Below are 20,171 nucleotides of genomic sequence, written 5' to 3' on the forward strand. Positions count from 1 at the left end.
GGGGTGCGGTCGCGGCGCCGGGCCGTTCCGGATCCCTTGCCTTCCTCGGCGGCTGTGAAGATGTCCGATCCGGTGCTTGGCATCAGAATTGGCGTTATCCCCTGGTTCCGCCGGATCGGAGACGCCATGACGGACCTGAAGTTCGAGCAGAAGCGCTCGCTGTCCCGCCTGGAGGCGGCCGATCAGCTGACGGCGCTCGCGGCGGCGCTGAGGCAGGGCGGCGATGTCTCTCTGGAGCTCGGGTCGGGGACTCTGAGCCTGAAAATTCCCGATGACCTTCGCAGCGAGATCGAGGTCGAGGTCGGTGACGGGGAGATCGAGCTGGAGATCGAGTTCACCTGGCCGGTCTCGCACGAGGAGGCCGCGCCCCCGGCGGCCGGGACGGGTACGGCGGCGACCGCCAGGAGGCGCAGGAGTGCGCCTGCCAAGACCGCGCGGAGCAGCACCGGCACCAGCAGGAGCAAGAGCGCCAAGCGGTCCGCCGCAAAGGCGTCCTGAGTCGCGTCCTGAGTCGCGCGGGGGGCCTGTTGCGAATTCTCCGTCGCGTCTGCCGGCGGTGACGTTTCGCCGGTACGACAACTAGGCCGGTGGTTTCGGCAAACGGTGATGATGCCGATGGGCAGGAGCGGATCGATCGCTGTGCCCGGGGCTCCAGTTGGGCCCAGGGCGGGACGTACACAGGTCACCGATCGGTATCGGTCGGTGTGTATAGTCGGGCGCCAGAAGTCCTCATACGTCAAGGAAAGACGAGGTCGCGCGGTGAAGAAGCTTCTCCTGGTCGCACTGGCCGCCATCGGCGGGCTCCTCGTGTACCGCCAGATCCAGGCGGATCGCGCCGAGCAGGATCTGTGGACGGAGGCGACCGACTCCGTGCCCGCAGGTTCGGGTGTGTGAGACGCAACAGTCTTGGTTGAAGCCCCGGTCGCTCGAAGCGGCCGGGGCTTCGTGCTGTCCGGGGTGCGGGTGGTCGGGGGTACGGGTGCCGGGAAACGGCGTGACCCTTCCGCCCGCCGGTTCACCTCAGCAAATTGGTTGCTTGCTCAAGCAAACCTGAGGGGTGCTGGGTGAGCACAACCACGGCGACGAGGGGACAACACGGGCTATTCGTCGTCCGGCGCAGACAGCGGTGCGGGCGACGGGGCAGGATGGTCCCCCCGCGGCGATCGCCGCGGTTGCGGGGCCGGGATGCCGTCATGATCGCGGTCCGCTGCTCGTCCGGATGCGACACGAGCCGGGCATGCCACCGATACGACCAGCACACCGAGGAGAAGCGCGTGAAGAGGCAGCGCGGCAGAGGCCGGGTGACGCTGGCGGCCATGGCGGCGATGTGCGTGGTGGCGGGGCTGCCGACGCAGGCCCATGCGGCCGGGGAGCCCAATCCGTACGTCTTCGACAGCCAGGCCAAGACGGTCCAGGGCTCGGCCGTCAACAGTGACGGGCCGGCGTTGACGGCAGGATCGGTCTACAAGGACACGATCAAGCCGGGCGGGAAGCGCTACTACCGTGTCGACCTGGACGCCCGGACGAACGCCTACATCTCGGCGGTCGCGGTACCCAAGCTCCAGACCAAGGTTGCTTCCCTCGACAAGCTCTCGGTGAGCATCGAGGACCGCTCGGGGACCAAGTGCGGCAGTGGCGACGCCCAGTTCGGGTCTGCCGCGTACGTCAGGCCCGTCGCCGCGTACGCGGACCGGATGATCGACAAGGACAGCAGCAGCTGCCAGGAGGCCGGCGCGTACTACGTCCTCATCGAGCGGGACGGCGACGCGGCGTCCAGTCCCGAACCGTGGGACGTGGAGATCCGTTTCGCCGCTGAGCCCGGCCTGAAGGCGGCCGGTCCGACGGCGGCGCCCGAGAACTGGCCGTCCGCCTCTCCCCCGCCTCCGGCAGGCAGCCCGCAGAAGCGCGCCGGCGGCACGAGCTTCTCCGACGCCACCGGCCTCACCGAGGGCGAGTGGCAGGACGAGATCCTCCCGGGCCGGACGCGGTTCTACCGGGTGCCGCTCGACTGGGGTCAGCAGATCTTCGCCAGCGCCGACCTGGGCACCAGCCCGACGGCCTCCGACACCACCCAGAGCGTGTCCAGCGCGCTGTCGGTGTCCCTGCACAACCCGGCGCGCGGTCTCGTCGACGAGACCGCGAGCGTGTACTACGACGGCAAGCAGAAGTCCGTCGCGCTCGACCCGGTGCCACCGGTGGCGTACGAGAACCGCTTCGACTCGACCGAGTCCACCAGCGCCATGCGGTTCGCGGGCTGGTACTACATCGCGGTGACGCTGAGCCCCGAGGTCGGCGCGGAGTACGGGAGCGGGGCGCTCTCGCTGACGCTCCGGGTCAACGTCAAGGGCAAGCCGAAGTCGGTTCCGGCCTACGACGGCGCCGCGGGCGACTTCCAGGTGACCGAGGACGACCAGGCGGCCGCCGACAGCGGGAAGAGCGGCTCGGACGAGGACGGGAGCGACCCGCTGCAGCTGGTGGCCGCCGTCCTGATCGGTACGGGCACCGTGCTGCTGCTCGGACTGGGGGTGTGGCTGCTGCTGAAGCGCCGGCGGGCCTCCGCCGCACCCGCGGACCCGGGTGCCGGTACGCCGGCGGTGCCGGGGCAGGGACCGGCGACGCTCCCGGATCAGGGGCATGTGCCGGGCGGCCACGCGCACGGTGGTCAGGTTCCGGGCGGTCACGCGCAGGGTGATTACGGGCAGGGCGGCCAGGTGCCCGGGCAGGCTCCGGGGGCGCAGCAGGGTCAGTTCGGGCCGCCGCCGAGCTGGTAACCCGGCTGGAAGGGCTCACCCGGCCAGGAGCGCCCGCCGGGAGGGCTCAGGCCTGGGTCAACGCCCAGATGCCCACGGCGAAACAGAGCAGCGCGACGATCAGCATCGGGACCGCGACCTTCGGGGGCGGTCCCGTTCGCTGTGTGCCCACCCCCGGAATCGGCGTATGCGGGAACGGAACCTGAGGGCTCTGAGCGGTGTAAGCACGAGTGAGAGGCGATTCGTGCCGCATCGGGGCCGTCGGAGCGGTCCCGGAGTGCGAGGGCTGCTCCGGTGTGGGGTGGCCCAGAGGGGAGGCGTGGTGCGCAGTGGGGCGAGCGGGCGTCGGAGCCGGCTGTGGGGTCGCCGGCACGGGGGGAGGAGTGACGGGCTGCGCGGGGTGGTCCACGTACGGAGGCACCGCGGGCGGCTGCTGGGGTGGAGGAGTGACCGGGAAGCTGCCCGTATGCGACGGCGGATGGGCCGGCTGTGCGGGGGGCTGCGTCGGCTCGGTGACCGGTGCCGTGTACCCGGCCGGCGCGCTTTGGGGGGACGGCTGCTCGGGGCCGCAGGGGCCGAACCCGGGGGGAAGAGGCCCCAGTTGGTCGAAGACCTCGACCGGCTCGTCGTCGGGCCCGGGATCCGGAAGCATCTCGACGGCCGCGGTGAGCGCCTTGCGGGCCCCTGTGGCCGTACGGAAGCGGGTATCGGGGTCCGGCTGCAGCAGACCCGCCAGGACCTGCCACAGCGGCTCGGGTATGCCCGCGGGAGCGCCCGGGGTGCCGTGGTGCGTGAAGTGCTCCACCAGCGCACGGGAGTCGGGCTTCTGCCCCTGGAGCAGATAGAGCGCGACCAGGCCGACCGCGAAGAGGTCCGCGGTGAACTCCGGCTCCGCGCCCAGCATCTGCTCGGGAGCGAAGTAACCGGGCGTGCCCACCACATGGTTGGTCTCCGTCAGCCGGGGCTCGCCCTTGCGCATGGAGATACCGAAGTCCGACAGACGCAGATGCGGACGCTTCGTCCCGGTCGCCTCCAGCAAAATGTTCGCCGGCTTGATGTCGCGGTGCACGACCCCCTCCGCGTGCACCGCGGCCAGTCCGGCCAGCAGCTGGTCGAGAAGCGTGCACACGAAGGCGGGTGGCAGCGGGCCGTAGTCACCGATGAGGTGCGCCAGCGATCCGCCGCTCACCAGATCCATGGTGAACAGGACCTTGTCGTCGTCCGCCGCCCAGCTCGCGGGAGCGAGGACATGGGGGTGATCGATCCGCAGCGCCTGCTCGCGGACGAAGCGCAGCAGGGTGTGCGCGTCGCTCTGCTGCAGCACCTTCGCTGCCACATAGCGACGGCGCCGGTGGTCCCAGGCGCGCCAGACCGCACCGACACCACCGCGCCCGATCGGGTCGATCAGCTCGTACCGACCAGCGAAGACCTCACCCATGGCGCTGCGCCCGCTCCCGTTCCCTCGTGAGGCGTCCGCCCCGCGTCAGTTCTGGTGCGATTCGTAGTGGGCGACGGCGTCCGCGGTGCGTCCGGCGCCGTACACCCGGAGGAACTCTGCCAGCTCCGGGTGGCTCGAGGCGAGGGAGTCGGCGGCATCGATGATGTCGCCGGCGGCGGCCACGGAGCGCAGCAGCGACTGGATCTCACGGACGACCCGGCGCACCGTCGGAGCTCCGGAGCTGTTCGTGCTCTGGCTCGTTCCGGTGAGGACGGATCCGCCCTGCGACTTCTTGATCTCTTCCATCCGGTCGGTGGCTTCGACCGCGCTGACGCTGCCGTCGGCGACAAGACTCGCCAACTCCTGCAGAGCCTGCACACGTTGGACCACCGCGGGATTGCCGATCTTGGCCCGCTGGCCGCTCATCAGCTGGGACAGCATCGGAGCCGACAGTCCGAGCACGGCTGCGAGCCGGGCCTGATTGAGACCCAGGTCGTCGATCAGCCGGCGGAAGAGCGCCCCCAACGGCTCCCCGTACCAGCTGCGCTGCAGCTCTCTGGCTCTTGCGGTCGTTTCCTGCTGAGCGGCGTCCATGGCGTCTCCCCATCGCTTTCCCCAAAGCGGGCTTCGCTGCTGCGAACCACGTCGTGCATCTTACGGAGAGTGGTCGCCCACCGGGAGCCCCAATCCCTTTTGCAGGAACCGGGGGGTGACCCGGTACTGTGGTCTGCGACCAGGGGCCTTAGCTCAGTTGGTAGAGCGCTGTCTTTGCATGGCAGATGTCAGGGGTTCGACTCCCCTAGGCTCCACACACGAAGAGCGCCCCGGCCTGTTTCCGCAGGCCGGGGCGCTCTTTTTTGGTTTTTCCGGGGCCTCCTTGGGCCGTCCGGGTGGTGTTCATCAGAAGAACCGCCTATGTCCTGCGTCGGTCCTTCGCAACTCGAGATGCGTACACATCATGAGAAAGGTATGTAGATCGCCCAACCCGAAAGCGAGGGGTCATGGCCGCCATCAAGGTCAGGAATCTGTGGACCGCATTCTTCACCGCGCTCGTCGCGCTGCTTGCCTCGGTGGGTCTCACCACCGTCGCGTCGGCCGCGCAGCAGTCGGCCGTTCAGACGCCGGAGCGTACCGATCTGCCGCGTCAGACGCGTACGGAGGCCGTTCGAGGGACGGTGCCGGCGCAGAGTACGCGCTGGAGCCCGACCGTGCGCGACAGGTCACTGCCGCCCACGATCAAGCAGCGCATCAGCGCCGAGGCACACGGTTCGTCTCCCGCCACCCGGCACCTGTCCGCCGAGAGCGACGACGCCGCGATCGAGCCGGGCTCGGACGCACTCGCGGACCGCGCGCTCACCTCGGCATGAGGCGCCGGGAGCACTCACCTCTCCCGGCACCACAGCGCACGTCCCGTTCCGCAGCACCACAGCGCATGTCCTGTTCTGAGGCACCACAGCGCAGGTTCCGTCCTGCGGCACCACAGCGCACGACACCGCAAGCACTGCTCACGCTCACCGCATCACCACCGGCCACACGGGCGGTGACCGATCAGCGGCCCTCGTCGCGATCGGCAGCCTCCGCCTCGGCCTGCTTCGCCTGGACCTCGGGATCGAGCGCTTCCGGACTGCCGTCGACGGACGTCAGCGGATCGCGGTCGGCGAGTTCCGTCGCAGCGGGCGGCTCGACCAGCCAGTCGGGGTTGGCCTGCTTGTCCCACCACTTCCAGGCGGCCACAGCGCCGCCGGCCAGAACACCGATGATCGCGAGACCCTTGGCAAGACGCGCGGCCTTCGAGCGCCGCTCGTGCTTCCTCACCAACTTCTGAATGTCCTTCGCCGTCACCTGACCGCGCAGAGCGGCCAGCGCGGCAGCGGAGCGAGCCGCAGCCTCTTCCCGTACGGGCTGAGCGGCGGCAACGGCGTGTTCGACGCGCGGAACTGTGTAGTCCGCCGCCTGACGGGCTGCCCTGCGAGCCGTGATCGCGGCCCGGTGCGCGGCGTCGTCCACCTTCGGCGGCACATGCGGTGCGACACGGGTGTCGTACTGAGCACGGGCCTTCTTGGCGGCCTTGGAGACCTTGGGCGCGAGCCGGACGCGGGCTTCCTGCGCGTAAAGCGCGGCCTGGTCCTTGGCAGTACCGGCGTAGGGCGCCACCACGTCCGCGGCGTGCAGCACGCTTTCCTTCGCCGTACCGGTCGCGGCGCGCACGCTGTCCATGCGGGTCACGGGGATCCTCCTCCTCGGTGGCGTTCTGGGGCCTGGGGATTTCCCCAGTTCGGCACAGTTTCGCCTTTCCGTCTGAATGGAAATCATGCCCGCAGACCTCATGCTCGGCATGTGGGGCCGGGCATCCGGGTCATGTTTGGGAGCTTCCGCTCGACGATGCCACGATTCGCCCCGGAGCGCGCCGCTTCGGCGAGGACTCCGCCGCTTTTCTCCGTGAGCGGCCCTTCCGTGCGAGGATCGGTGGACGTCAGACGAGACTTACGGAAGGCAGGATCGTGGCCGAGCAGCTTTACGCCACCCTGAAGACCAACCAAGGCGACATCGAGATCCGGCTCCTGCCGAACCACGCGCCCAAGACGGTCAAGAACTTTGTCGAACTCGCTCAGGGCGAGCGCGAGTGGACCCACCCGGCGACCGGCAAGAAGTCCACGGACAGGCTGTACGACGGCACGGTCTTCCACCGCGTCATCAGCGGCTTCATGATCCAGGGCGGCGACCCGCTGGGTAACGGCACCGGCGGCCCGGGTTACGAGTTCGGTGACGAGTTCCACCCGGACCTTGCCTTCGACAAGCCGTACCTGCTGGCCATGGCGAACGCCGGCCCGGGCACCAACGGCTCGCAGTTCTTCATCACGGTGTCGCCCACCTCGTGGCTGACCCGCAAGCACACCATCTTCGGCGAGGTCAGCACGGAGGCGGGCAAGAAGGTCGTGGACGCGATCGTCGGCACCCAGACAAACCCGCGGACCGACCGCCCGCTCAACGACGTCGTGATCGAGTCCGTCGTCGTCGAGACCCGCGAGGGCTGATTTCCCGGGCCTGGTCCCCAGGGGAACCAATGCGCCCCGTCCGTCCGTAAGGATGGACGGGGCGGTGTTTTTGAGCGAGGGAGATTGAGGGATCCCATGGACCAGGTGCCAGGCACTCCGAAGGAGCCGCAGGACGCACACAGCCTGCCCAGCTGCTACCGGCATCCCGGCCGCGAGACGGGCATCAGCTGCGTGCGCTGCGAGCGGCCGATCTGTCCGGACTGCATGGTCGACGCCTCCGTGGGTTTCCAGTGCCCCGACTGCGTGCGCACCGGCTCCGGCACCGGGCACGCTCCGGCGGCGAACCAGCCACGGACCATCGCGGGCGGCAGCATCCGCTCCGACGCCTTCCTGATCACCAAGATCCTCGTGGCCCTCAACGCCGCCGTGTACGTGGTGGTGCTCGCCCTGGGCGACCGCTTCCTCGACGAGACGCTGCTGATCGGGTACGCGTACAACCCCCAGCTCAACGAGGTCGTCGGAGTCGCGGACGGCGAGTGGTACCGCCTGATCACCTCGGTGTTCCTGCACGAAGAGGTGCCCCACATCCTCTTCAACCTCGTGGGGCTGTGGTTCCTGGGCAAGATGGTCGAGCCGGAACTCGGCCGCTCCCGCTTCCTCGCGGTCTATCTCATCTCGGGGCTCGGCGGCAGCGCGCTCGCCTATCTGCTCGCCGCCCCGAACCAGGGGTCCCTGGGTGCGTCGGGCGCCATCTACGGCCTGATCGGCGCGTTCGCGGTGCTCGCGCGTCGCAAGAACCTCGACATGCGGCCGGTCATCGCGATCCTGGTGATCAGTCTGATCTTCACCTTCAACCGCGAGGGCATCTCCTGGCAGGGGCACATCGGCGGTCTGGTCGCCGGTGCTCTGGTCACCCTCGGGCTCGTCTACGCTCCGCGCCATCGCCGCACCCTGGTGCAGGTCGCATGCTGTGCGGGGGTCCTGCTGGTGATCGTGGCGACCGTGATCGCCCGGACCGCGTCCCTGACCTAAGGGCTGGCCCGTGGGGTCTGTCACCCGGCCGACGGGGGCCGTCGATCATCCGGGCCGAGCGGCTGCTTGCTCAGCTGAGCGCAACCTTTCCCCAAAGTTGTCCACAGCGTGTGGCGGATCTTGTGCACGCCGTATGAGACACGTGTGCCCCTTGTCGCTGAACTGGGTTTTCCCAGCAGAGGCAAGGGGCCGAACGCTTCACCGAGATGGCTCATGCAGTCACACCGGCGTCAACACTTTGAAGGTTATCCACAGATCGTCAGACCTTTTCCCCACTGTGGACAACGCTGTGGATAACCTTGGGGCAGGGCTTGACGTCCCGCCCCGGGAGCCGAAGCGGCTCCGGGAGCTCCGGCAGAGCTACTTCCACTGGGTGGAGACACCGAAGCCGGCGGCGATGAAGCCGAAGCCCGCGACGATGTTCCAGTTGCCGAAGCTCTTGATCGGAAGGTCGCCCTCGGTCACATAGAAGAGGACGATCCAGGCGAGCCCGATCAGGAACAACGCGAGCATCACGGGTGCTACCCAGCTGCGGCTCGTCAGCTTGATGCTGGTCGCCTGCTTCGTCGCGGGCGGCGGCGTGAACTCGGCCTTCTTGCGGATACGTGACTTCGGCACGAGGGACTCTCCTGTCGATGCGCTGCGTGACCGCGCAGGGAACTGTGGCTGGCGCCGGGGCTGGAGCGAAGGGGGACCACTGCCGCCCCCGGGCGTCCGTTAGCGTAGTGCTTCCGCGGCGCCTGAGGAGATAAGGGTACGTTGAGCAATTCCGCCGACTCCCCGCAAGGCCCGGTTCACCGCTTCAACTGGCGGGTGGGCCGGGTGTTGACAGCTGCCGTTTTCGCCCTCGCCGGGCTGATCTTCGTGACAAGTTTCAATACGGCCAAGGGTACCGATCTGCGCACCGACGGCTCCCTGCTGAAGCTGTCCGATCTGATCCAGCAGCGCAGCACCAAGAATGGTGACCTCACCGAGTCCACAGCCGCGCTCCGCGGCGACGTCGACGCTCTCGCGCAGCGCGACGACGGCTCCACCAAGGCCGAGGACCAGAAGCTCGGTGCTCTGGAGGAGGTGGCCGGCACCCGGAAGCTGACCGGGCCGGCGCTGACTGTCACTCTCAATGACGCCCCGCCCAACGCCCAGGCCGCACCCGGCTATCCCGAGCCGCAGGCGAACGACCTGGTGATCCACCAGCAGGATCTCCAGGCCGTCGTCAACGCCCTGTGGAAGGGCGGCGCCAAGGGCATCCAGGTCATGGACCAGCGCCTCATCTCCACCAGCGCCGTCCGCTGTGTGGGTAACACCCTCATCCTCCAGGGCCGCGTCTACTCTCCGCCCTACCGGATCACCGCCGTGGGTGATCAGAGCGCGCTCCAGAAGGCCCTCGACGACTCCGTCGCCGTGCAGAACTACCAGCTGTATGTGAAGGCCTACGGTCTCGGCTGGAAAGTGGACGAGCGCGAGGCGGTGACTCTCCCCGGCTACTCGGGCACAGTGGATCTCCACTACGCGAAGCCCGTGCAGTAGCGCCTGGGGGTGCGGTGTCGGTACGGCTGATCGTCAGGACCTTCAGCGAACTGTGCATCACCGTCGGCACCTTGATCGTGCTCTTCGTCGCGTACGTCGTGTTCTGGACGGGCGTCAAGGCGGCCGACGCCTCCGACGGTCAGATCGGACGGCTTCAGGACGAGTGGTCCCACGGCGCGGTGGCGAGCCCGGCACCGGTTCCCGGCGGCACGGCCCCACCCACCCCGGCTCCGCCGGCCCCGGAATACCGGGACGGCAAGCCCTTCGCCGTGATGTACATCCCCCGTTTCGGTGGCAGTTGGGACTGGCCCGTCCTCGAAGGCACCCGTACGGGGACGCTCAAGAAGGGGCTCGGGCACTACGCCACCACGGCCCGGCTCGGCGGCACCGGCAACTTCTCGGTCGCAGGTCACCGCCGTACGTACGGCGATCCGTTCAAGGACTTCCCGCGGCTGCGGGCCGGTGACGCGGTCGTGCTGACCGACGGTACGACGTGGTTCACGTACCGCGTCGACAAGAGGCCGTACCGTACGGTCCCCGGTGACATCGGGGTGATCGACCCCGTTCCGCGGAAGTCCGGGTTCGACGGTCCCGGGCGCTATCTCACCCTCACGACGTGCGATCCGGAATGGGGCAGCAGCCACCGGCTGATCGTCTGGGCGCACCTCGACGCCACCCAGCCTGTGACGGACGGCAAACCGGAAGCTTTGCGCAGCTGACCCATGCACCCCTGCCGCCCTTTAGTCTGGTGCGGTACCGAACGGAAAGGGACGGCATGTACGGCTGGATCTGGCGGCATCTGCCGGGCAACGCATGGGTGCGGGCTCTCATCTCGCTCGTGCTCGCCCTCGCGGTTGTCTACGTGCTGTTCCAGTACGTCTTCCCGTGGGCGGAGCCGCTGCTTCCGTTCAACGATGTGACGGTCGACGGAGCGGGGGCGGCCCGATGAGTGCCCGCATTCTCGTCGTCGACAACTACGACAGCTTCGTGTTCAACCTCGTTCAGTACCTGTACCAGCTCGGGGCGGAGTGCGAGGTCGTCCGGAACGACGCGGTCGGACTCGAACACGTGCAGGACGGCTTCGACGGGGTGCTGCTCTCCCCCGGGCCCGGCGCCCCCGAGCAGGCCGGCGTGTGCATCGAGATGGTGCGGCACTGCGCGGAGACCGGAGTGCCGGTCTTCGGTGTCTGCCTCGGCATGCAGTCGATGGCGGTGGCGTACGGCGGAGTGGTCGACCGCGCTCCCGAGCTGTTGCACGGCAAGACCTCGCCGGTGGCGCACCAGGGCAAGGGCGTCTTCGCCGGGCTGCCCTCGCCGTTCACCGCGACCCGCTACCACTCGCTGGCCGCGGAGCCGGCCGACCTGCCCGAGGAGCTGGAGGTCACCGCACGGACCGCGGACGGCATCATCATGGGGCTGCGCCACCGTGAACTGGCCGTCGAAGGCGTGCAGTTCCACCCCGAGTCGGTCCTCACCGAGCACGGGCACCTGATGCTGGCCAACTGGCTGGAGCAGTGCGGCGACATCGGCGCGGTCGAGCGTTCGGCGGGGCTCGCGCCGGTGGTGGGCAAGGCCGTGGCGTGAGTGCCGGGCGTCCGGGGGACGAGTACGACCCCCTGACGGACCCGACCCCGCCGGAGGAGTGGGAGCGGGCCCGGGCCCACTCGCGGGGCCAGGCCGACACCCAGGCCTACCTGCCGCCCCAGGCGTACGCTCCGGCCCAGGAGCAGCCGCAGGCCTATCCCCAGGCACCCGCCGCACCGCAGCGGTACTCGCGCACGCCTTCTCCGGGCTCCCAGGGCTATCCGCAGCAGCAGTCCGCGCCCCGGTCGTACGACGGGCTCCAGCAGGCGCAGAACTACGGCCAGTACCCCTCGAGCGCCGCCGAGGCCTACGCCGAGACCTATCGGCAGGACTGGTACGGGCAGCAGGAGACGGCTCCACTGCCCGGACCCGCGGCGCGACCGGCGGCCGCGGTGAGACCCGAGCCTGAGCCCGGCCGGTTCCCCCGACCGTTCCCCGGTTCGGGGAGTACGCCGGGACGCGACGAGGACGACGAGACGGTCGGCCTGCTGACGTCGGACACCCGGCGCGCCGAGGAGGCTCCTGCCGGGCCCGGCCGTGCCGAACGCCGCAGAGCGGCCAAGGGCCGGGGCCGCAGGCGCCCCGAGGCGCCGGGGACCTCCGCAGCGCCCGGCAGGCCCCTGTCGCGCGTGGAGGCCCGCAGAGCGGCCCGTGCGGCGAAGGACAGCCCCGCCGTCGTGGCCAGCCGTGCCATCGGCGAGCTGTTCATCAGTTTCGGCGTGCTGCTGCTGCTGTTCGTCACCTATCAGCTGTGGTGGACCAACATCCGTGCCGGGCAGCTGGCCGGCCGGGAGACGAGCAAGATACAAGAGGGCTTCGCCAAGGGCCGTCAGCCCGGTGCCTTCGAGCCCGGGCAGGGCTTCGCGATCATGTACATCCCGAAGCTGGACGTGGTGGTCCCGATCGCCGAGGGCATCAACAAGAACAAGGTCCTGGACCGCGGGATGGTGGGCCACTACGGCGAGGGCAAACTCAAGACGGCGATGCCGTCGGACAAGGCGGGCAACTTCGCCGTGGCCGGCCACCGCAACACCCATGGCGAGCCGTTCCGTTACATCAACCGTCTCCAGCCCGGCGACCCGATCGTCGTCGAGACGCAGGACGCCTACTACACGTACAAGATGGCGAACATCCTTCCCCAGACCGCTCCTTCGAACATCGGCGTCATCGCGCCGGTGCCGGCCGGATCCGGCTTCACGGGGCCCGGCAGGTACATCACGCTCACGACGTGCACGCCGGAATTCACGAGTACGTATCGAATGATCGTGTGGGGCAAGATGGTTGAGGAACGGCCGCGCAGCCAGGGCAAACCGGACGCGCTCGTAGGCTGACGACTTCAAGACGGGAACAGGTGCAGTGTCACGTGCGCGCAGCCGGATCGCCGGCGTCATCAGTGTCTTCGGCGAGCTGCTGATCACTGCGGGCGTGGTGCTGGGCCTCTTCGTCGTCTACTCCCTGTGGTGGACGAACGTCCTCGCCGACCGTGAGGCATCCCGCCAGGGCAACGAGATGCGCGACGGATGGGCCGGCCCGGGGGCGCTCGACACCAAGGACGGCATCGGATTCCTGCACGTGCCCGCGATGTCGAAGGGCGAAGTGCTGGTGAAGCAGGGCACCGACGCCAAGGCCCTCAACGACGGCATCGCCGGCTACTACACCGCCCCGATCAAGTCGGCGCTCCCCTGGGACCCGCAGGGCAACTTCACGCTCGCCGCGCACCGCGACGGCCATGGAGCGAAGTTCCACAACATCCACAAGGTGAAGGAGGGTGACCCGGTCGTCTTCGAGACGCGGGACACCTGGTACGTCTACAAGGTCTTCAAGAAGCTTCCCGAGACCTCGAAGTACAACGTCAACGTGCTGCAACCGGTCCCGAAGGAGTCGGGCAGGTCCAAGCCGGGCCGCTACATCACGCTGACGACGTGCACGCCCGTCTACACCTCGGACTACCGCTACATCGTGTGGGGCGAGCTGGTGCGCGAGGAGAAGGTCGACAAGAACCGCACGCCCCCCGACGAGCTGCGCTGAAACGAATCCGCACCGGCCGGCCACCGGCACGGCAAGGTCCTCCGGGCCACCGGCAGCCGACTCGGTCCACCGCATCGCGCCCCTGGCAGCTCACCCGGCCCACCGCCTCCGCGCACGCAGAAGCCCCGGCCCACCGCCTCCGTGCACGCAGAAGCCCCGGCACCCTTCGAGGGTGACCGGGGCTTCTGTCCGTCCTTCGGCTCGGATCAGTCGCCGTCTCCGCCGCCGATGAATCCGCCGTTCCCGCCTCCGTTGTTGCCGCCGTTCCCGCCGCCGCCACCGATCGTCGTGAGCGTGATCGTGGTGGTGGCCGGGTCGACCTGCGTACCGGGCTGCGGGTCGAGCGAGGTCACGATGGCGTTGTCGTCGCCGGGGCTGCCGGGCGCGAGCGCGAGGTTCGTGAAGCCGTTCTGGGCCAGGATCTGCTTGGCCTGTCCGAGCCTCTGGGTCCGCACCTCGGGAACCGGCTTCCCGGCCGGCTGCTGCGGGCCCTTGGAGACCTTCAGCGTGATCGTCGCGCCCTTGGACGCCTTGCCCGTGGGGGACTGCTCGACGACCGTGTTCGCGGGCTGGGCCGAGTCGACGTCCTGCCGCTCGACCTTGAACTCGAGGGTCTCCAGCTGGGCCTTGGCACTCTCGAACTGCTGGCCCTGCACCGGCGGAATGTTCACCAGCGCTTCCTTGGCCACCTTCAGGTTCACGGTCGTGCCCTTCTCGGCCAGGCTGTTGCCCCGCGGGTCCTGGGAGATGACCGTGCCGGGATCCTGCTCGGAGGACTCGACTTCCTCGACCTTGAACTTGAATCCCTTGCGCTGGAGGGCTTCCTGCGCGTTCTCCTGAGACTTCTCGGTGACGTCCGGGACCTCGATCTTCGGTGCGCCCTCGGAGAGGACGTACTGGACCGTCTCGCCCTGCTGCATGGTGGCGCCTTCAGCCGGCGTCTGGCTGCAGATCGTGTTCTTGGGCTGGTCGCAGCGGTCCGTGCCGGACTGGCTGATCTTGACGCCCGAGTTCGTCGCGAGCGTCCCGGCCTCCTTCACGGTCTTGCCCACGAGCGAGGGCGCCGGCACGTCGCCATTGCCCCCGTCGTTGCCGCTGAAGACGGCACGGCCGATGAGCACCGCGCCGACCAGCACCAGGATGCCCGCGACCACCAGCAGGATCGTCGACGTGTTGGACTTCTTCTGCTGGCGTCGGCGGCCCGGGCGGTCGTCGTAGCCGCCGAAGCCGCCGTCGTCCGGGTTCATGGGCGGCAGCATCGAGGTCTGGCCCGCCGGGTCGGCCTGGCGCAGCGCCGTGGTGGCCTGGTCGTCCGAGCCGTAGCCGTAGCCGACCGCGCCCATCGCCGCCGTCGCCGCCACGGGCTGTCCGTCCAGACAGGCCTCGATGTCCGCGCGCATCTCATCGGCGGACTGGTAGCGGTAGTCGGGGTCCTTGACCAGGGCCCGCAGGACGATGGCGTCCATCTCGGGCGTGATCTCGGGGTCGAAGTTGCTGGGCGGCTGCGGCTCCTCGCGTACGTGCTGGTACGCGACAGCCACCGGGGAGTCGCCCACGAAGGGCGGCCGCACGGTGAGGAGCTCGTAGAGCAGACAGCCGGTGGAGTAGAGGTCGGACCGCGCGTCGACCTGCTCGCCCTTGGCCTGCTCGGGCGAGAGGTACTGGGCGGTGCCGATGACGGCGGCGGTCTGCGTCATCGTCATCCCGGAGTCGCCCATGGCGCGGGCGATGCCGAAGTCCATGACCTTGACCTGGCCGGTGCGCGTCAGCATGACGTTCGCCGGCTTGATGTCGCGGTGGACGATGCCGTTGCGGTGGGAGTACTCCAGGGCCTGGAGGATGCCGATGGTCATCTCCAGGGTGCGCTCGGGCAGCAGCTTGCGTCCCGAGTGCAGCAGCTCTCTGAGCGTGGAGCCGTCGACGTACTCCATGACGATGTACGGGATCGAGACCCCGTCGACGTAGTCCTCGCCCGTGTCGTACACCGCGACGATCGCCGGGTGGTTGAGCGAGGCGGCCGACTGGGCCTCACGGCGGAACCGGGCCTGGAAGGACGGGTCGCGGGCGAGGTCGGCCCGCAGCGTCTTCACGGCGACGGTGCGGCCGAGCCGGGTGTCGTGGGCGAGGTACACCTCTGCCATGCCACCGCGGCCGAGCACCGAGCCCAGTTCGTACCGGCCGCCGAGGCGACGCGGCTCTTCCATAACTGTTCCAGCCCTCTCCGTCAGTCCCGACCGCACCAGCGTGTGGTCCGGCGGTGTGCTGTTCGCGCATACGCTACCGGCCGCTCCCCACTCGATCGGCCCGCGACGGTCAGCTGATACCCGACCGGTATCGCAATGTGCAGGTATGGGGGGCGCACGTGATCCGCATCACTTCTTGCTGTCCAGCACCGCCTGCATGACTTTCTTGGCGATCGGGGCCGCGAGGCCGCCACCCGAGATGTCGTCGCGTCGGGCCTCGCTGTCCTCCACGACGACGGCGACGGCGACCGGCGAGCCGTCCGCGGTCTTGGCGTACGAGATGAACCAGGCGTACGGGTTCTTGCTGTTGTTCTCGCCGTGCTGGGCGGTACCCGTCTTGCCGCCCACCTTGACGCCGTCGATCTGGGCCTTCTCGCCGGTGCCGCTGTCGACCACGTTCTCCATCATCTGCTGGAGGAGCTGCGCGTTCTTCTGCGAGACCGGACGGCTCATCTCCTGCGGCTCGGTCTTGGAGATCACATCGAGGTTCGGCGCCTCGAGCTGGTCGATCATGTACGGCTTCATCAGCTTGCCGTCGTTGGCGATCGCCGCCGTGACCATGGCCATCTGGAGGGGGGTGGTGGCCGTGTTGAACTGGCCGATGGAGGAGAGCGCGTTGCCCGGCTTGTCCATGTTCTTGTCGTAGACGGACGCCGCCGCACGCACCGGGGTGTCGATCTCGGCGTTGTTGAAGCCGAACTTCTGCGCCATCTCGACCATCTTGTCCCGGCCGACCGTGTCACCGAGCTTGGCGAAGACGGTGTTGCAGGAGACCCGCAGCGCCTCGTTCAGGCTGGCGTTCTTGCAGCCCGGGTGGGAGTTGGGGAGCTTCGTGCGGGTGTCGGGCAGGGTGTACGGCTCGGGGGTGTCCGTGGCCGCGTCGATGTCGTCCACCGCGCCGTACTCCAGCGCGGCCGCCGCGGTGAGCACCTTGAAGGTGGACCCGGGCGGGTAGACCTCGCGCAGCGCGCGGTTGAGCTTCGGCTTGTCCTTGTCCTTCTCCAGCGCGTTCCACGCCTTGGCGTCTGCGTCCCGGTAGCCGGCGAAGGAGGCCGGGTCGTAGGACGGGGTGGAGGCGAGGGCAAGGATCTTGCCCGTCTGCGGGTCGATCGCCGCGACGGCGCCCTTCTTGCTTCCCAGGCCCTCGAAGGCGGCCTTCTGCGCGGCGCCGTTGAGGGTCGTGACGACGTTGCCGCCCTTCTTCGTGTCGCCGGTGAACATCGCCATCGTGCGGTCGAAGAAGAGCTGGTCGGAGTTGCCCGTGAGGATGCCGTCCTCGAGCTTCTCGATCTGGTTGGCGTCGAAGGCCTGCGAGGCGTACCCGGTCACCGGCGCCCACATGGGGCCGTTGACGTAGGTGCGCTTGTACTTGAAGTCGGTGTCGTTCGTCTCGACCGAGCCGGTGATGGGCTTGCCGTCGACGATGATGTTGCCGCGCTCGCTGGCGTACCGCTCGATCGTGATGCGGCGGTTCTTGCTGTTCGTGTTGAGGTCCTCGGCCTCGGCGTACTGGAGCCAGTTGATGCGCACGAGGAGGGCCAGGACGAGAAGGCCGCAGAAGATCGCGATCCGGCGCAGGGGCTTGTTCACGGTCGGACCACCTGGGTCATCTCGGCGTCGGGGGACGGGGCGGGGGCCGGCGCGGGACGGCGCGCGGTGTCGCTGATACGGATCAGGATGCCGATCAGCGCCCAGTTGGCGATCACGGACGAACCGCCGTAGGCCACGAACGGCATGGTCATACCGGTCAGCGGGATGAGGCCCATCACACCGCCGGCCACCACGAAGACCTGGATGGCGAAGGCTCCGGAGAGGCCGACCGCCAAGAGCTTGCCGAAGGGGTCACGGGCAGCCAGTGCGGTGCGTACGCCGCGTTCCACGATCAGGCCGTAGACCAGCAGGAACGCCATCATTCCGGCGAGACCCAGCTCCTCACCGAAGGTGGAGAGAATGAAGTCGGAGTTGGCGGCGAAGCCGATGAGGTCGGAGTCGCCCTGGCCGAGCCCTGTGCCGAGCGTGCCGCCGGAGCCGAAGGACATCAGCGCCTGGCCGATCTGCTCGCTCTGCTCCCAGGTCTTCTCCGCGAAGGGGTTGAGCCAGAACTCCACACGCTGCTGGACGTGCGGCTCGAACGAGGCGACACCCACCGCGCCGACCGCCGACATCAGCAGGCCGAAGACGATCCAGCTGGTGCGCTCGGTGGCCACGTACAGCATGATCACGAAGAGGCCGAAGAACAGCAGCGAGGTGCCGAGGTCGGTCTCGAAGACCAGGATGAGGATGGACATCGCCCAGACCATGAGGATCGGTCCGAGGTCACGTCCACGCGGCAGGTACAGGCCCATGAACCGGCGGCTCGCCAGCGCCAGGGCGTCGCGCTTCACCATCAGGTAGCCGGAGAAGAAGATCGCGATAATGATCTTCGCGAACTCACCGGGCTGGATGGTGAAGGGGCCGAGGCTGATCCAGATCTTGGCGCCGTTCACCGCCGGGAAGAACATCGGCAGGATCAGCAGGACCAGCGCCACCGCCATCGAGATGTACGTGTAGCGCTGGAGGATGCGGTGGTCCTTGAGCAGAATCAGCACGGCAACGAAGAGCGCGATGCCGATCGCCGAGTACATGAGCTGCTTGGGGGCGTCCGGGCTGAAGCTGCCGAAAAGGTTCTCGGCACGCTGGATCAGTCGCGGGGACTGGTCCAGCCGCCAGATCATGACCAGTCCGAGGCCGTTGAGCAGGGTGGCCAGCGGAAGCAGCAGTGGGTCGGAGTACTTGGCGAACTTACGCACCGCCAGGTGCGCCACACCGGCGAGCAGGCCCAGTCCGAGCCCGTAGCCGAGCACGCCGGCCGGCAGCTTGCCGTCGAGGGCCAGTCCCACGTTGATGTACGCGAACACCGGAATGACGACGGCGAAGGCGAGCAGCATCAGCTCGGTGTTGCGGCGGCTCGGTGCTTCGATCGCGCCGATCGTGGTGGTGTTTGTGACAACGCTCATGGTGGAGAGGGCCCCCTAGGCCGTTACTGCTTTCCGCAGTTCGCGGCCAGCTTCTGCTCCTCTTCCGAGAGGGTGGGGCCCGGAGTGGGAGTAGGTGCGGTCGGCTTGGTCTTGGCGTTCTGGGTGGTGGGCTTGCCGGTGGTGCCACCGGCCTCGCCCTCACCGGGCGGCGGCGTGCTCGCACGGTCGGCGGCCTCGCGGCGCTGCTCCTCCTTCTTGCAGGCGGAGGCCTGAGCGGCGAGTTCGTCGATCTTCGAGCGGGCCCGGCCGAGGCTGTCCTGCGTGATGGTGCCCTCGACCTGCTTGCGCTGGTACTCCGGCAGGTACTTGAGTTCGATCTCGGGGTGGTCCTTCTCCACCTTCGAGAGCGAGACCCATGCCAGGTCCTGGCTGATGCCCTGGTAGAGCGCGACGTGCTCGTCGTTGGAGCCGACGTAGTACTGGGTCTGCGTCCAGCGGTAGCCGCCGTACAGACCGCCGCCGACGACCGCCAGCGCGAGCACGATGAAGAACGAGCGCTTCAGCCACTTGCGGCCGCCGCGCGGCTTGACGAAGTCGTCGTCGCCGTACGTGCCGAAGCTGTCCTCGGACGGCAGTCCGCCGTACCCCGCCCCGCCGCCGCTTCCGGGCGGGCCGAAGCTGCCGTTCGCTTGCGGCGGCACGGGACGCCCGAGGCCCGCCGCGCGGCCGGCGGGCGTCTGCATGGCGCCGCCGTCGTTCATCTGCAGCTGGTTCTCGGCGACCGCGCCGACGACGACCGGGGTGTCGTTGAGCTGCCCGGCCAGAGTGTCGTTGGTGTCGGTGTCGAGGACGTCCGCCACGATGCAGGTGATGTTGTCCGGACCGCCGCCGCGCAGAGCGAGCTGGATCAGGTCCTGGACGGTCTCCTGCGGGCCCTGGTAGCTGGCGAGCGTCTCTTCCATCGTCTGGTGCGAGACGACGCCGGACAGACCGTCGGAGCAGATCAGATAGCGGTCGCCGGCGCGCACCTCGCGGATCGAGAGGTCGGGCTCGACATGGTCGCCGCTGCCCAGCGCGCGCATCAGCAGAGAGCGCTGCGGGTGGGTGGTCGCCTCTTCCTCGGTGATCCGGCCCTCGTCGACCAGGCGCTGAACCCAGGTGTGGTCCTGCGTGATCTGGGTCAGCACGCCGTCGCGGAGCAGGTACGCGCGGGAGTCGCCGACATGCACGAGACCGAGCCGCTGGCCGGTCCACAGCAGGGCGGTGAGCGTCGTGCCCATGCCTTCGAGCTGGGGGTCCTCCTCGACCATCAGCCGCAGCTGATCATTGGCGCGCTGCACGGCCGTACCGAGCGAGGTGAGGATGTCCGAGCCGGGCACGTCGTCGTCGAGCGTGACGAGCGTGGAGATGACCTCCGAGGAGGCGACCTCACCGGCGGCCTGGCCGCCCATGCCGTCGGCGATGGCCAGCAGGCGGGGGCCGGCATAGCCGGAGTCCTCGTTCCCCTCCCGGATCATGCCTTTGTGCGATCCGGCGGCGAAGCGCAGTGACAGACTCATGCGCACCTCGCCCGTCGGCTCGGGGTACAGCCGGTCTCGAGCCACACTGCCCACCCT

At 68.7% G+C, this 20,171-nt stretch carries 20 protein-coding genes and 1 tRNA gene; 13 read left to right on the forward strand and 8 right to left on the reverse strand.

Going from position 1 to position 20,171, the window contains the following annotated elements; genetic code table 11:
- Nucleotides 1-126: 126 nt before the first annotated feature.
- The 3 genes from OHA05_RS18200 to OHA05_RS18210 all read left to right on the forward strand — a co-directional run bounded on the left by OHA05_RS18200 (nucleotide 127) and on the right by OHA05_RS18210 (nucleotide 2,771).
- The gene (locus tag OHA05_RS18200) at nucleotides 127-498 is read left to right on the forward strand and encodes an amphi-Trp domain-containing protein (protein WP_313945301.1); all 372 of its coding nucleotides are present in this window, start codon (nucleotides 127-129) and stop codon (nucleotides 496-498) included.
- A gap of 261 nt (nucleotides 499-759) precedes the next feature.
- Nucleotides 760-894: a DLW-39 family protein gene (locus tag OHA05_RS18205; RefSeq protein ID WP_003958712.1), complete on the forward strand. Its 135-nt coding sequence runs from the start codon at nucleotides 760-762 to the stop codon at nucleotides 892-894.
- A 380-nt stretch (nucleotides 895-1,274) separates the two neighbouring features.
- Nucleotides 1,275-2,771, forward strand: coding sequence for a hypothetical protein (locus OHA05_RS18210; RefSeq protein ID WP_328861160.1), 1,497 nt, complete (start codon nucleotides 1,275-1,277; stop codon nucleotides 2,769-2,771).
- Nucleotides 2,772-2,817: 46 nt separating this feature from the next.
- Here OHA05_RS18210 and OHA05_RS18215 read toward each other — a convergent pair whose 3' ends face one another.
- Together OHA05_RS18215 and OHA05_RS18220 are read right to left on the reverse strand one after the other, a co-directional pair.
- Nucleotides 2,818-4,188: a serine/threonine-protein kinase gene (locus OHA05_RS18215; protein ID WP_328861161.1), complete on the reverse strand. Its 1,371-nt coding sequence runs from the start codon at nucleotides 4,186-4,188 to the stop codon at nucleotides 2,818-2,820.
- 45 nt (nucleotides 4,189-4,233) lie between these two features.
- The gene (locus tag OHA05_RS18220; RefSeq protein WP_313945298.1) at nucleotides 4,234-4,782 is read right to left on the reverse strand and encodes a helix-turn-helix domain-containing protein; all 549 of its coding nucleotides are present in this window, start codon (nucleotides 4,780-4,782) and stop codon (nucleotides 4,234-4,236) included.
- Nucleotides 4,783-4,924: 142 nt separating this feature from the next.
- Between OHA05_RS18220 and OHA05_RS18225 the strand changes: the two genes are divergently transcribed.
- A tRNA-Ala gene (locus OHA05_RS18225) sits at nucleotides 4,925-4,997 on the forward strand.
- A 192-nt stretch (nucleotides 4,998-5,189) separates the two neighbouring features.
- On the forward strand, nucleotides 5,190-5,555 hold the full coding sequence (locus OHA05_RS18230) for a DUF6344 domain-containing protein (protein ID WP_313945297.1): 366 nt from the start codon (nucleotides 5,190-5,192) through the stop codon (nucleotides 5,553-5,555).
- Nucleotides 5,556-5,736: 181 nt separating this feature from the next.
- Here OHA05_RS18230 and OHA05_RS18235 read toward each other — a convergent pair whose 3' ends face one another.
- On the reverse strand, nucleotides 5,737-6,414 hold the full coding sequence (locus OHA05_RS18235; RefSeq protein WP_313945296.1) for a DUF5324 family protein: 678 nt from the start codon (nucleotides 6,412-6,414) through the stop codon (nucleotides 5,737-5,739).
- Nucleotides 6,415-6,689: 275 nt separating this feature from the next.
- Between OHA05_RS18235 and OHA05_RS18240 the strand changes: the two genes are divergently transcribed.
- Nucleotides 6,690-7,223, forward strand: a complete 534-nt coding sequence (locus OHA05_RS18240; protein WP_313945295.1) for a peptidylprolyl isomerase — start codon at nucleotides 6,690-6,692, stop codon at nucleotides 7,221-7,223.
- 96 nt (nucleotides 7,224-7,319) lie between these two features.
- The gene (locus OHA05_RS18245; protein ID WP_328861162.1) at nucleotides 7,320-8,216 is read left to right on the forward strand and encodes a rhomboid family intramembrane serine protease; all 897 of its coding nucleotides are present in this window, start codon (nucleotides 7,320-7,322) and stop codon (nucleotides 8,214-8,216) included.
- A gap of 360 nt (nucleotides 8,217-8,576) precedes the next feature.
- Here OHA05_RS18245 and crgA read toward each other — a convergent pair whose 3' ends face one another.
- Complete coding sequence (gene crgA / locus OHA05_RS18250; RefSeq protein WP_313945292.1) at nucleotides 8,577-8,834, reverse strand: cell division protein CrgA; 258 nt, start codon at nucleotides 8,832-8,834, stop codon at nucleotides 8,577-8,579.
- A 141-nt stretch (nucleotides 8,835-8,975) separates the two neighbouring features.
- On the opposite strand from crgA, the gene OHA05_RS18255 reads away from it, so the two are divergent.
- From OHA05_RS18255 to OHA05_RS18280, 6 genes are all read left to right on the forward strand, one after another.
- A complete protein-coding gene (locus OHA05_RS18255) occupies nucleotides 8,976-9,743 on the forward strand; it encodes a DUF881 domain-containing protein (RefSeq protein ID WP_313945291.1) in 768 nt (255 codons plus the stop codon).
- 14 nt (nucleotides 9,744-9,757) lie between these two features.
- Nucleotides 9,758-10,462: a class E sortase gene (locus OHA05_RS18260; protein WP_328861163.1), complete on the forward strand. Its 705-nt coding sequence runs from the start codon at nucleotides 9,758-9,760 to the stop codon at nucleotides 10,460-10,462.
- Nucleotides 10,463-10,518: 56 nt separating this feature from the next.
- Nucleotides 10,519-10,692, forward strand: a complete 174-nt coding sequence (locus OHA05_RS18265; protein ID WP_313945289.1) for a hypothetical protein — start codon at nucleotides 10,519-10,521, stop codon at nucleotides 10,690-10,692.
- Nucleotides 10,689-11,327 carry an aminodeoxychorismate/anthranilate synthase component II gene (locus OHA05_RS18270; RefSeq protein WP_313945288.1) on the forward strand — a complete coding sequence of 213 codons (639 nt, stop codon included), beginning with the start codon at nucleotides 10,689-10,691 and terminating at the stop codon, nucleotides 11,325-11,327. Before OHA05_RS18265 ends, OHA05_RS18270 begins: the two co-directional genes overlap by 4 nt.
- 110 nt (nucleotides 11,328-11,437) lie before the next feature.
- Nucleotides 11,438-12,658 (forward strand): class E sortase, encoded by a 1,221-nt coding sequence (locus OHA05_RS18275; RefSeq protein ID WP_443043838.1) that lies wholly within the window; start codon nucleotides 11,438-11,440, stop codon nucleotides 12,656-12,658.
- A 25-nt stretch (nucleotides 12,659-12,683) separates the two neighbouring features.
- Nucleotides 12,684-13,355: a class E sortase gene (locus tag OHA05_RS18280; RefSeq protein WP_328861165.1), complete on the forward strand. Its 672-nt coding sequence runs from the start codon at nucleotides 12,684-12,686 to the stop codon at nucleotides 13,353-13,355.
- Nucleotides 13,356-13,561: 206 nt separating this feature from the next.
- Here the strand turns inward: OHA05_RS18280 and pknB are convergent, their stop codons facing one another.
- The 4 genes from pknB to OHA05_RS18300 form a co-directional block, all read right to left on the reverse strand.
- Nucleotides 13,562-15,559 carry a Stk1 family PASTA domain-containing Ser/Thr kinase gene (gene pknB, locus OHA05_RS18285; RefSeq protein ID WP_328861166.1) on the reverse strand — a complete coding sequence of 666 codons (1,998 nt, stop codon included), beginning with the start codon at nucleotides 15,557-15,559 and terminating at the stop codon, nucleotides 13,562-13,564.
- 168 nt (nucleotides 15,560-15,727) lie between these two features.
- Entirely contained in the window at nucleotides 15,728-17,188 is a 1,461-nt protein-coding gene (locus OHA05_RS18290) for a peptidoglycan D,D-transpeptidase FtsI family protein (protein WP_328861167.1), read from the reverse strand.
- Nucleotides 17,185-18,594, reverse strand: a complete 1,410-nt coding sequence (locus OHA05_RS18295) for an FtsW/RodA/SpoVE family cell cycle protein (RefSeq protein WP_313945283.1) — start codon at nucleotides 18,592-18,594, stop codon at nucleotides 17,185-17,187. Before OHA05_RS18295 ends, OHA05_RS18290 begins: the two co-directional genes overlap by 4 nt.
- A 23-nt stretch (nucleotides 18,595-18,617) precedes the next feature.
- On the reverse strand, nucleotides 18,618-20,114 hold the full coding sequence (locus OHA05_RS18300; RefSeq protein ID WP_313945282.1) for a PP2C family protein-serine/threonine phosphatase: 1,497 nt from the start codon (nucleotides 20,112-20,114) through the stop codon (nucleotides 18,618-18,620).
- Nucleotides 20,115-20,171 lie beyond the last annotated feature (57 nt).

The sequence above is a fragment of the Streptomyces sp. NBC_00306 genome, from assembly GCF_036169555.1.
GTDB classification, from domain to species: Bacteria; Actinomycetota; Actinomycetes; order Streptomycetales; family Streptomycetaceae; genus Streptomyces; species Streptomyces achmelvichensis.